Here is an 11,630-nt window from a genome sequence, read left to right as displayed (position 1 = left end):
GGGATAGTCGCCCTTTGTCCTCGCCCGACCAGCTCTGCCGCGAAGCGCTGCCAGCCAAGGGACCAAGACGCGCCCCGTCCGGCTACTCCGCCGCGAGCCGCTGTTCTTGTGCGCCAAGCGCTGCAAGTTCCGCGATGACGCCGCGCAGCACGGTCCTGAGTCGTTGGAAATTTGCGTTCGGGCGCACGCGCCGCTCGTCCATATAGAGCGCGCGGTCGATCTCGATCTGGATCGCATGCTGCCCGCGCGACGGACGTCCGTAATGCTGGGTGCTGAAGGCGCCGGCAAAGGGCGCATTGCGGGCCACCCGCAGACCCGCCGCGGCAAACGCCGCCTCCACGCGCTCCACGAGATCCTGCTGTGCCGAGGCGCCGAACCGGTCACCGATCACGATCTCGGGCGTGCGATAGCCCGCGCGCCCGCTCGCCTCCACCGCTTCATGCGGCATGGAATGGCAATCGATCAGGATCGATTCGCCAAACTGTATCCGGGCGCGGTCCAGCAAATCCTGCAATTTGCCATGATAGGGATGCCAGAGCCGCGCAACACGGTCCTCGGCCTCGTCGCGCGCGATCTTTCCGCGATAGATGGCCCGCCCGCCCGCAACCACGCGCGGCACCACGCCGAGGCCGGATGCGACGCGCGGATTGTGGCCACCGCGCCGCACGCCCTCGATCAGCGCAGGGTCAAGCTCATCCGCGGCCCGGTTGAGATCAAGATAGGCGCGCGGCGCGCCCGCATGCAGCAAAGGCGCACCGAATTGGGGGGCACAGTCGAAAAGCCGGTCCACATAGGCATCTTCGGAGCTCCGGATCGTCTCTTCGTCAAGCACCGTGCGCCGCAGAAACCGCCAGGGGTAATCGCGCCCGCTATGGGGGGATGCAAAAACCACGCGGCTCGTCACGTGCTCTGGCTCAAGCAGATGGTAGGCTGTATTGGGCATGTTCGGCGCTCTCCTCGGGTGGAAACATAGTCCGAAATCATCCTGCGCCAAAAGCCCTTGATCCCCGTTTCATTCCCTTTTATAGACCGCGCACCGGCGCGGAATTCCGCGCCCCTTTCTTTGGAAGGGGCAGGCTTTGACAATAACGACCTTTCAGACGGTCGGCATCGGCAAAGCGGAGCATGCGCAGGCCATAGGGGCGATTAGCTCAGCGGTAGAGCACTTCGTTGACATCGAAGGGGTCACTGGTTCGATCCCAGTATCGCCCACCATGGAATTCACCGTTCTGACCGGGGGCACCCGGTAGAGCAAAAGCAACGCAGGCGCTCGCGCGCCGAGAAGTAGAGGAGAGGCCACCATGAAGGTCGCAAATTCGCTCCGCTCGCTCAAAAAGCGCCATCGCGATTGCCGCGTCGTGCGCCGCAAGGGCCGGGTCTATGTCATCAACAAGACCCAGCGTCGGTTCAAAGCCCGTCAAGGCTGATCCACGCCTTCAGTTCCGTTCAGGACTGTCGAGAAAGCCACCCCAACGGGTGGCTTTTGTCGTTTCTGCTATCGTCACGCCGCGCGCCTCGGCATGCGCACCTACCCTTGCGGGCATCCGGCGCACCCGGTCCTGCCCGCGCATGGGGGCCGGTCCCAAACCCATTTAGGTGGGGTCGGCATTCCGCTGGAACAGCGATGATTCGCCTCTTCGCGCCAACGCCCCGCGTGCCGGGCCTGGTCTGACCGTGGGTCAGGAACCGGGCCGGGCGCGTGGTGCCAGCGGCGGCGCTCTCGCCGCGCCCTTGCATGCGCGTTTCGACCCCGGCCCCTGCGCTCAGGGCATCAACAAGCTGCCCGCAAGCAGCCGGACCACCGTCTGCTGGTCGAGGAACCCCGAGACAGGCAATGCCCGGGCGCGCTGGTAGTCGCGGATCGCCCGGCGCGTTGCGCGGTCAAACGTGCCGTCGACCTTGCCAACCTCCAGCCCAAGCTGCTTGAGCCGCGCTTCGGCAAGCCTCCGGGCGGTCATGTTGAGATCGAGGCTGTCCTCTTCGGCCTTGGCGCGATTCTGCGCGCGGTTGGCTTGTTGCGCCCGTTCGATTTCGGCGATGCGGGACCGCGCCGCAGATACGAAGGCGCCGCCCGGATTGCGCTGGATATAGCCGTTGTAAGAGGCGATCGTGTCGGCCTGACGCGCCTGCTGCCAGGCGCTGCGATCGCGGCTCTGCGCCCGCGTCGCCCGCACCCGCTCCAGATCGTCCAGCATGGCGCGCGCCCGATCCGCGAAGAGCCCGTCCGGGAATTCATCGACATAACGGCGCAGCCCCTCTTCATCGCCGACACCCTCGACACGCTGCCAGGTGGCGCGGTCTCGCTGCGCATAGGCCTGCTGGCGTGCCTTGGCCTCGGCCTCAAGCTCTTCGGAGCGGCTCGCCGAGGCGCGGCCCAGCCGGTTGATCTGATCTGCTGTCAGGTAGCCGGTGGGCTTCAACCCCGTCGCTTCCTGCCAGTTGCGAATCGCCCCGCGCGTGCCGCCTCCAAAAACCCCGTCGATGCCGCGCGTGTCATAGCCAAGAATAGACAGGTGACGCTGAATGTTGCGGCGTGCCTCGCGCGACAGATCGAGCGCCTCCTCGCGCCGCCGTTCGCGGTAGAATGGCTCGGAGTCGATGGCCGACAGGCGCTGTCGCGCCTGTGCCGCGCTCGATCCTTCGGGGAAGGCGTCGAGATAGGCGCGGTACCCTTCTTGCGAATCAGCCTGAACGGCGGTGCGCCAGGCCGCCCGGTCCAGACGCCGCCGCTCATCGCCAAGCCGCGCCTCTTCCTCGGCCTGCCGCGCGGCGGCCTCGGCGGCGCGTGCCGCCTCCTCACGGGCCGCCGCTTCCGCGGCCCGTGCCGCCGCCTCGCGGGCTTCGGCCTCTGCCGCCCGCCGGGCGGCCTCGGCCTCTCGTTCGAGGGCGCTCTGCGCCGCTTCCGCTTCCTCGCGCGCCCGGACCACATCGTCTTCATGCAACACCACGAGGTCCACCGGCGTAAAACCCGACACGTCAAGTTCGTAACGCCGCGCATCGTTGAGCACCCGCCGCCCCGGCAAAGGCAGCGACCGCTGCGCATAATCGGCAATGTCCTGCGCCGGACCGCGAATCACCGTCACCCCCTGCGGGATGGCAAACGGCCCGATTCCCGGATCCAGAAACCGGTCCGAGCCCGCTCCGGCCTCCACCGGACCCTCTCCCAGAAGCAGGAAGGCCCGCCCCGGATACCCTGCCAGCACCGACAGCGCCGCATCGACCGAAAAGGCATTGACCAAGATCACCGCTTCGCTCTGACCATCGCCAAGATCGGCCTGCAACAAATAGCTGCCGGCCTCCGAATGCACGAAAGCTCCCGCCAGCGCGATCACGACCGGGTCCGTGCTCCCGGGCTCCAACCCGTCCACGAACCGCCGGAACGCCCGCCGCATGTCGCCCGCCCCGGCATTCTGCGCCACGCTGACCTGCATGCCGGCATCCCGCAACGCGTCGCGCGCCTCGACAATCGCGCCCGCGCCATACACACGCGGCAACGACTCGTAGCGGGCATTGCCGATGATCAGCGCATCTCCGGCCGCCATCAGCGCTCCCGGAAGCATCGTTGCAAAAAGCAGCCCACCAAGTGCGAGCGCCCTGGTTTTGGTTGATACGGTCATGGTTTCTGTCCTCCTGCGGATGCGAGCCTAGACCACCAAACACCTCGCTCCCAAGGAAAAAGGCTTTCAACCCGTTGCTATCGGCTAGCAATCGCCCGCAGGCCACAAAAACCCGACCCATCGCGCGCCGGTGCAGCCCGCCTGCCCCCGAAGGCGCGCCCGCCCCGTCCAGTCGCCGACCCACCGGTCGCGCGTGCCCAAACCGCGCCGTCACATCCCGGCGCTGCGGGCCAAGGCCGCGCGCCTCCGCTCCGACACCCGCATCGCCGCCCGGCGAATCGCGCCGCGGTCGCGGTTTCTTCTGTCCAGAAATACTCCCCGCCGCCCTCTGCCAAGAGCCGTGGCGCCGGGGAAACGCGCTCAGTCGTAGCTGCGTGCGTCCTCGATCACCAAACCATCCCGCGGCAAAGCCCCCGGAGACACGAGCTCGATCTCGCCCTTGAGCTTGAGCACCTCGCTCACCGTCGCCGCAAAGGGCGCCGGGTCCGTCGCCACCGTCTCGATCCGCACGGTCATCACATCGCGCTCGCCTGCGCGAGACGCCACAACCCGCGCGCGGTCGATCTCCGCGTGGCGCGCCACAAGATCGGCCACCTGCTCGGGGCGCACGAACATGCCCTTGATCTTGGTGGTCTGGTCCGCGCGCCCCATCCAGCCCTTGATGCGCGTGTTGGTCCGCCCGCAGGCGCTCTGCCCCGGCAGGATCGCGCTCAGATCCCCGGTCGCAAACCGGACCAACGGATAGTCGGGGTTCAACGACGTCACCACCACCTCGCCGACCTCGCCCTCCGGCACCGGATCCCCCGTGCCGGGCGTCACGATCTCCACGATCACATGCTCGTCGAGGATCATGCCCTCCGGCGCTGCCATCGGGTCGGCGGGGTTCGGCGATTCATAGGCAATGTTGCCCAGATCGGCGGTGGCATAACACTGCAAACAGGTGATGCCCCGCTCCGCATACCACGCACGCAGGCTCGGAAAGAGCGCCCCGCCACCGACACCGGCCCGCGTGATGCCAAGCGACACGCCCATCTCGTCGGCCTTCTCGAGAATCACCTTGAGGAAATCCGGCGTGCCCGCATAGGCCGTGACACCCACGTCCTTGGCCGCGCGCACCTGCAATTCGGTCTGGCCCGTGCCCGCCGGAAGAACCGTTGCGCCCACCGCGCGCGCGCCGCTCTCGAAGATCATGCCCGCCGGCGTGAGGTGATACCCGAAACAATTCTGCACAATGTCGCCTGGCCCGATCCCGCAGGCCTTGAGGAACCGCCCCATACGCCACCAGTCATGGCTGACCCCGCCCGGCTCATAGATCGGGCCAGGGCTTTGAAACACATGCGCGACGTTGGACACCGGCAGCCCGCCAAAAGGCGGCTGCTCGGCCTGGCGCGCCACAAGCTCGGATTTGCGCAGCACCGGCAATGTCGCCAAAGCCCCGAGATCGGCCAGCGGCGCCTCTCCGCGCGCGGCGCGCAGGCTGTTGAACGCCGCAAGTTGCGCGGCCTCACGGGCATCCGCGCTCCGCGTCTCAAGATCGTCGAAATACCCGCTCATGGCGCGCTCCTTTCATGACCCGCAGGGGTCGTCTTCATCGTCCTGTCGGCAAAACCGCGCCGAGCCTGGAAGATTTGATCCAGAACAAGGCCGGTCTGATCCAAATTGGTATCCAGAGATCCGGCACAGTCAGGGGAGGACAGTCCATGCCATTCAGCGCGATAGACCCGCGTATCGTCTTTCATGCCGATCGCCAGATCATGGAGGTCGACTTTTCGAAGGTCACCTTCGACAGTTCCGCCTCCGTGAACCGCTTCTATGACCGGATCGAGGAACGCATCAGCGCCACTGGCGAAGACCAATGGTTCTTCCTCGTCAACCTCGATGGACTGCGCATCGACAGCTCCGCATGGGTGGCCTATGCGCGTCGCGGTCGGGCGCTGAACATGGCGCATTCCATGGGGTCCGTGCGCTACGACGCCTCTCCCGAAACCGCGGCCCAGATCAAACGCGCAGCCGATACCGAGGCCTTCGACCCCAATCTCTTCACCAACCGCGCCGATGCGCTGTCCCGTCTGGCCACGCTGCCCTCCAAGCGCCGGGCGCGCATCCGCCACGACCCGAGCTATACCGAGGCCGATTTCCGGCGTCGGATCCGCTTTGACGAAGCTGCCGAACTGATGGACGTGGATTTCTCGCATTTCACGTTCCACCACGCCCGCGACGTGGATGACTTCTATGACCATATCGAAACCCGGATCGCCGGAACGGGCCGCGAGAAATGGTTTTTCGTGGTCAATTACGAAGGCTGCAGCATCGAACCGGCCGCATGGGTGCGCTATGCGTATCGGGGCAAGCGGTTGAACGTCGCCCATTCGCTGGGCTCGGTGCGCTATGCACCCGGCTCCGAAACCGCTGCGGATATCCGCCTGCGCGCCGAAAGCCAGGACTTCAATCCCAACCTGCGCAACACCCGCGCCGAGGCGCTGGAGCGCATCGCGGAGATGCGCGAAACCGTCTCCTGACCCCGCAGCCCGCATGCGGGCAGGTGTCGCGCGGTATCCTGGCCGCGCCGCGCGCCTGACCGCCCGCGGTGCCGCACGACCGGGCCGCGCCAAGGGCCGCGTCAGCGCCCGACCGGCGCCATGCGTCGCGCCGTCCTGTCCCCCGCGCCGCATCCCGGTCACGCCCCGTCTGGCGGCGCCACACGGCGCGGCAGGTTGGCAAAGCTGCGCGCATAATGGGTCGGCACGCCCATCGCCTCGATCTCCAGCAGGGCCGAGAGGCTGTCGCGCGCCGATCCCTTGACCGGCTCGCGCAGGATCACCGCCTTGATCCGACCCGGATAGCGCTTGACCGCATCGCGATAGACAAGCGCATCCTTCTGTCCGGTATCGCCGAGCAGGTAGAAATTCAGCGCCGGGTTGGCGGCAATGATCCGGTCCACCGCCTGTCCCTTGTGGTCCCGATGCGAGGCCCCGATCACGCTGCTCCCGCTCACCCCGAGATCGCGCAGGAACATCGGCCCCTCCGGAAGCCCGGCGCGGTCGAACACCTTGTTGAGGAAACTGTGCAGGTTCCACGGGCTGGAGCTGACATAGAAAACCGGATTGCGCCCGGCCTCGGAGAGCCGTTCCATCAGGTCCAGCGCATCCGGAAAGACCCGCCGCGTCAGCGCATTGCCGGTGAAGGTGGTCCAGAGGTTGCGCGCAAGGTTATGCGCGCCGGTCTGCATCATCGTGTCGTCAATATCGGAAATCACGCCGAAAGCCGCATCGGCACGGGGCACAAGCGCGCGCATCTCGACCGGCGCATCCGCGCTGCCCTTGATACTGGCAGGCACCGTGACCCAGCCTTCCGCCTTTTTCGGGCGCGGCACGCGCAGGGTCACGTAGCCCTCCGCATCGGTGGTTTCCGTCACGCTACGCGCGGTCACAGGCACATCGCCCACTTCCGACGTCAGGAAGAGCGACGCCATCTGTTTGAAGTTGACCCAGCGCGACTGATCCGGGTCGGGCGCATCGCGCCGCACGGCCGAGACGACCCGGCCAATAAGGACCAGCGCCTCTTCCTCCGCATAGCCGCAATACGGCACGAGGATCGGCGGACCGTCCCGGCGCAATGCGGCCTCCACCGCGCGCTCCACTGAGGCTGCGAAACCGCTCATGCCAGCCAACGCTTGCGGCGACGATAGGAGCGCACGTCGCGGAACGACTTGCGGCCCTCGTCGGACATGCCAAGGTAGAATTCCTTCACATCCGCGTTTTCACGCAGATCCTCGGCCCGGCCTTCCATCACCACGCGGCCATTCTCAAGGATGTAGCCCTGATGGGCATAGCGCAGCGCCACGTTGGTGTTCTGTTCGGCCAGAAGGAAACTCACGCCCTCGTTCTCGTTGATCGACTTCACGATCTCGAAAATCTGTTCCACCAGCTGCGGCGCAAGCCCCATGGACGGCTCGTCCAGAAGGATCGTCTCTGGCCGGGACATGAGCGCGCGGCCCACGGCGGTCATTTGCTGCTCACCGCCGGAGGTGTAGCCCGCCATGGATTTGCGCCGTTCCTTGAGCCGCGGGAAGTAGTTGTAGACCAGATCCAGATCCGCGGCGACCGCGCCCTTGCCGTCGCTCCGCGTGTAGGCCCCGGTCAGGAGGTTCTCCTCGACGGTGAGATGCGGGAAACAATGCCGCCCCTCCATCACCTGGATCACCCCGCGCTTCACAAGGGCCGCCGGATCAAGATCCTGAACCCGCTCGCCCTTGTAGAGGATCGAGCCTTTCGTGACCTCGCCCCGCTCGGAATGCAGCAGGTTGGAAATTGCCTTGAGCGTGGTGGTCTTGCCCGCCCCATTTCCGCCCAGAAGCGCGGTGATCCCCCCCTTGCGCACGGTGAGCGACACGCCCTTGAGCACGAGGATCACATGATTGTAGATCACCTCGACATTGTTGACTTCCAACAGCGCGTCGCCGGTCTCCGCCGCGCCCGCCCTGGCCGTATCCGCTGCATCCAGCATGGCTTTTCCGTCCTTTCTGTCAGAGACCCGCGCCGGCTTCCCATCCGCGTGCCATCCTCAATCCTTGTCCCGTCGCCTGCGGTCCCGATCCCGTGTCGGTCCCGCCGATGTCACTCCGCTCCCGCGCGGCCGGCCCGATCCGGTGGACCATCGCCACGCCCGGCGGGCCTGTGCCGCCCGCCGCGCCACATTGGCCCCACTTGGCCCTCGCACTGGCGCCCGGACGCCGCGCCGGTGGTCCGCCGCCGGCCACAGCCGGTGTGCCAAGCCACCGCAAAAATCCTGCCCTCCCGTAGCGCCAGACGACCCCCCGGATCGTCCAGCCGCTTCGCCCCCTGCGCCATGCCGGCGGCGCTGCCGCAGAGAGCCCGAACCGGTCTTGGTCCCGCCCCGCTTCGGATCGGTTTTTTGAAAAACCGCCGCAACCCACCGCGGCTTTCCAAAAAACACCCACCCTGGTTTCTTCCCGCCCCGTCGATCCGGGTGTCGCTCCGGGCGCGCCCGAACTGCCCGCGCCGACCCAAGGGCGAAGTCCTCCGGCGACGGCCCGCGCCGCCGGAGGATGTGGCGCGATCAGTTCATCGCGCTGCAGCTCTCATTTGTCGGCCACGGTGCGTTGCTTTCCGCGTATTCCGCCGCCTTCTCGGCCAGCAGCGCCTGGTAGCCCGCCACATCGGCCTGCAGCAGGTCCGACGCCTTGACGAATTTCTCGCCATCCCATTCCAGCATCCAGCCACCGGAATGCCCGGTGTGGTTGGCACAGGACGTGGAGAACGGCGGCACCATGCCATCAAGACCCAGCTCGGAAATGCGCTCCTCGGTCATGTTGATGTTCTCAAGACCCCAACGAAGCTGCTCGGCATTGATCTCGGCGGTGCCATATTCCGCCTGCGCGGTGGCAATGCCTTCCGCGAGGATCGCGGAGATCACGACGCCACGGCTGTAGAACACGCCCTGCATCTCTTCTTCGTTGGACATGGTGTTGCCCGCGTCGATCACGTGCTCCTTGATGGCCGCCATCACCGGCGCGTCCATGTTCGGGAAGGACCAGCTGATCGACTTGTAGCCAGCGCCGTCCTCACCGACGATCTTGAGGTCGGCGTCATGGCCGGACCACCAGACACCGATGAACTTGTCCATCGGGAACTTGGTCTTGACCGCTTCGGTGATTGCACCGGCGTTCATCGCACCCCAGCCCCACATCACGACGTAGTCGGGACGCTCGCGGCGGATCTGCAACCACTGCGCGGACTGGTTCTGCATTTCCTTAAGACCAACCGGGATCGGCACCAGCTCGAAACCCTTGGACTCGGCATGCATTTCAAGAACCGGGAGCGGCTCCTTGCCGAACGGGTGGTCGAGATGCAGGAAGGCCACCTTCTTGCCGTCAAGCGACCCTTCGCTCTCCATGTATTGCACGATCATGTCCGCCGCGTCCCAGTAGCCCGCCGGCATGTTGAACGCCCACTGGAACACGGTGCCATCCGCCATCGGCGAGAAGCCGTAGCCCGGCGCCAGGATCGGAATATTGTCGACATTTGTCTTCGGCAGCACCTGAAGCGTGATGCCCGTGGACCACGGCTGGGTCACGATCGCCGCGCCCTTGGTCTTTTCGTAGCATTCCACGCCCTTCTCGGTGGAATAGCCGGTTTCACACTCTTCGGCGTTGATCGGCACGCCGCCGATGCCGCCGTCGCGTGCGTTGAGCATCGCGAGATAGTCCGCCTGACCGTTCATCAGCGGAATGCCCGTCGCCGCAAACGGCCCCGTGCGGTAGCTGAGGTTCGGCGCATAAAGCTCCTGCGCCATGGCCGCTCCCGCGGTGACGCCCGCAAGCAGCGTGGCTGCGGCCAGTTTGGTGAAGTGGTTCATTGGTTTCCTCCCTTGGAAATCTGTGTCGCTTATTCTTGCCCTTGGGTCCCGCGCGCGTCCAGTGGCGCGCGCCGGACCGGTTGGCCCGGTTCCGGACCTGTTCCGCCATCCCCTAGTGGGGGAAAGGCCAGATGATGAGTTTCTCGCGGATCAGTCGCCAGAGCTGGTTGAGCCCGTGCGGCTCCACGATCAGAAAGAACACGATCAAGCCACCGACGATCATCACGTTGAGATGTTCCACCATGGCCGAGTTGATCGAAATCCCCAGCGCGTTCGGCACGAGGTTGAGCACCACCGGCAATCCGACGATCAGGATCGCCCCGAGGTAATTGCCCAGCACCGACCCGAGTCCGCCGATGATCGCGATAAACAGCACCTGGAAGGACAGCGGGATGTCAAAGGCATTCGGCTCCGCCGCACCCTTCCACAGGAAAACGTAAAGCGCCCCGGCTACACCCACGATGTAAGAGGAGATCGCGAAGGCGGTGAGCTTGGATTTCATCAGGTTGATCCCGATCAGCTCCGCCGCGATGTCCATGTCGCGCGTCGCCTTCCATGTCCGCCCGAGGGTGCCGCGCGTGAGATTGATGCAGACCATCGTCAGCAGGCTCACCACAAAGAGCACCACGTAGTATTCGGTGATGGAGGCCGCCTGCGGTCCGCTCACGAAGATGCCGAAGATGTCGAGGTTCGGCACCTGGATCGCGCCGGACGCGTTGTAGTTGTAGAGCCAGGCCCATTTCTCGAAGAGCCAGACAAGGAAGAACTGCGCCGCCAGCGTGGCAATCGCGAGGTAGAAGCCCTTGATCCGCAAGCTCGGAATGCCGAAGGCCACGCCGATCGCGGCGCTGAAGAAGCCCGACAGAAGGATCGCAACGATCAGGTTCATCTCCGGAAAGATCGATACCATCTTGTAGCACGCATAGGCCCCGACCCCCATGAAAGCGCCGGTGCCGAGCGACAGCTGCCCGGCAAAACCGGTCAGGATGTTCAGACCCAGCGCCGCCAGCGAAAAGATCAGCACCGGGATCAGCAGCGCCTGAAAGACGAACTCCGAGGCCACCATGGGCAGGATCACCCAGGCAAGAAGCAGGATGACCCCAAGCAGGAACGCATCCTGCTTGACCGGGAAAAGGGCCTGGTCCGCCTGATAGGACGTCTTGAACTGTCCGGCTGTTCTGTAAAGCATCTGGTTTCTTTCCCTCTCACACCCGCACCGGCCGGATTGCATCCCGACCCGGCGACCGCCCTGTCCTCGGGGCGGGCCCGCCTGGCGCGGTCCCGTCTCCCGTCATCCACTCTCCGCCCCCGGCCGGGGGCGTCTGGTCCGCAACCGTCCCGGCCCGCGGCCCGTTTCTCAACCGGTCGTGCCGCGCCACGGCTCCTGGTCCGCGTCTTCATCAATCCGCGCGCGGCGCACCGCCGGTGCATAGCCCGTCTCCTCGGCATGGCGCACGATCCACAACCACGCCCACAGGCCGAGCGCTGCTCCAACCGCCGCGAGGATCACCGCCGTCACCATGCTGCCAACCGCCCCGGGATCCGCCGTGACCGCCAGATAGCCAAAGGCCCAGAAGCCCGACCACGCCACCACGTTGAGGATTGCCATCAGTTTCGCCATCGGCTCTCTCCTTG

At 65.8% G+C, this 11,630-nt stretch carries 10 protein-coding genes and 1 tRNA gene; 3 read left to right on the top strand and 8 right to left on the bottom strand.

What is annotated here, in order from left to right; translation table 11 throughout:
* Positions 1–82: 82 nt before the first annotated feature.
* On the bottom strand, positions 83–943 hold the full coding sequence (locus J1C49_RS05910; RefSeq protein ID WP_227444887.1) for an N-formylglutamate amidohydrolase: 861 nt from the start codon (positions 941–943) through the stop codon (positions 83–85).
* Positions 944–1,140: 197 nt separating this feature from the next.
* On the opposite strand from J1C49_RS05910, the gene J1C49_RS05905 reads away from it, so the two are divergent.
* A tRNA-Val gene (locus tag J1C49_RS05905) sits at positions 1,141–1,215 on the top strand.
* Positions 1,216–1,301: 86 nt separating this feature from the next.
* Positions 1,302–1,427 carry a type B 50S ribosomal protein L36 gene (gene ykgO, locus J1C49_RS05900; RefSeq protein WP_007792261.1) on the top strand — a complete coding sequence of 42 codons (126 nt, stop codon included), beginning with the start codon at positions 1,302–1,304 and terminating at the stop codon, positions 1,425–1,427.
* 336 nt (positions 1,428–1,763) lie between these two features.
* Here the strand turns inward: ykgO and J1C49_RS05895 are convergent, their stop codons facing one another.
* Both J1C49_RS05895 and J1C49_RS05890 read right to left on the bottom strand, forming a co-directional pair.
* Entirely contained in the window at positions 1,764–3,617 is a 1,854-nt protein-coding gene (locus J1C49_RS05895; RefSeq protein WP_227444886.1) for a peptidoglycan-binding protein, read from the bottom strand.
* A 360-nt stretch (positions 3,618–3,977) separates the two neighbouring features.
* Entirely contained in the window at positions 3,978–5,171 is a 1,194-nt protein-coding gene (locus J1C49_RS05890) for a phenylacetate--CoA ligase family protein (RefSeq protein ID WP_227444885.1), read from the bottom strand.
* Positions 5,172–5,317: 146 nt separating this feature from the next.
* On the opposite strand from J1C49_RS05890, the gene J1C49_RS05885 reads away from it, so the two are divergent.
* Positions 5,318–6,136 carry a hypothetical protein gene (locus J1C49_RS05885; RefSeq protein WP_227444884.1) on the top strand — a complete coding sequence of 273 codons (819 nt, stop codon included), beginning with the start codon at positions 5,318–5,320 and terminating at the stop codon, positions 6,134–6,136.
* 158 nt (positions 6,137–6,294) lie between these two features.
* On the opposite strand, the gene J1C49_RS05880 is transcribed toward J1C49_RS05885, so the two are convergent.
* The 5 genes from J1C49_RS05880 to J1C49_RS05860 all read right to left on the bottom strand — a co-directional run bounded on the left by J1C49_RS05880 (position 6,295) and on the right by J1C49_RS05860 (position 11,616).
* Complete coding sequence (locus J1C49_RS05880) at positions 6,295–7,278, bottom strand: App1 family protein (protein ID WP_227444883.1); 984 nt, start codon at positions 7,276–7,278, stop codon at positions 6,295–6,297.
* Positions 7,275–8,123 (bottom strand): ABC transporter ATP-binding protein, encoded by an 849-nt coding sequence (locus J1C49_RS05875; protein ID WP_227444882.1) that lies wholly within the window; start codon positions 8,121–8,123, stop codon positions 7,275–7,277. Before J1C49_RS05875 ends, J1C49_RS05880 begins: the two co-directional genes overlap by 4 nt.
* Before the next feature lie 573 nt (positions 8,124–8,696).
* Positions 8,697–9,995 (bottom strand): ABC transporter substrate-binding protein, encoded by a 1,299-nt coding sequence (locus J1C49_RS05870; RefSeq protein ID WP_227444881.1) that lies wholly within the window; start codon positions 9,993–9,995, stop codon positions 8,697–8,699.
* Positions 9,996–10,107: 112 nt separating this feature from the next.
* The gene (locus J1C49_RS05865) at positions 10,108–11,184 is read right to left on the bottom strand and encodes a branched-chain amino acid ABC transporter permease (protein WP_227444880.1); all 1,077 of its coding nucleotides are present in this window, start codon (positions 11,182–11,184) and stop codon (positions 10,108–10,110) included.
* Positions 11,185–11,352: 168 nt separating this feature from the next.
* A complete protein-coding gene (locus J1C49_RS05860) occupies positions 11,353–11,616 on the bottom strand; it encodes a hypothetical protein (RefSeq protein ID WP_227444879.1) in 264 nt (87 codons plus the stop codon).
* Positions 11,617–11,630 lie beyond the last annotated feature (14 nt).

It is taken from the genome of Cognatishimia sp. F0-27 (assembly GCF_020667845.1).
Taxonomy (GTDB): Bacteria; Pseudomonadota; Alphaproteobacteria; order Rhodobacterales; family Rhodobacteraceae; genus JAFMPQ01.
Note: the sequence above shows the minus strand (reverse complement) of the source record. Positions and strands in the feature narration are given on the sequence as shown.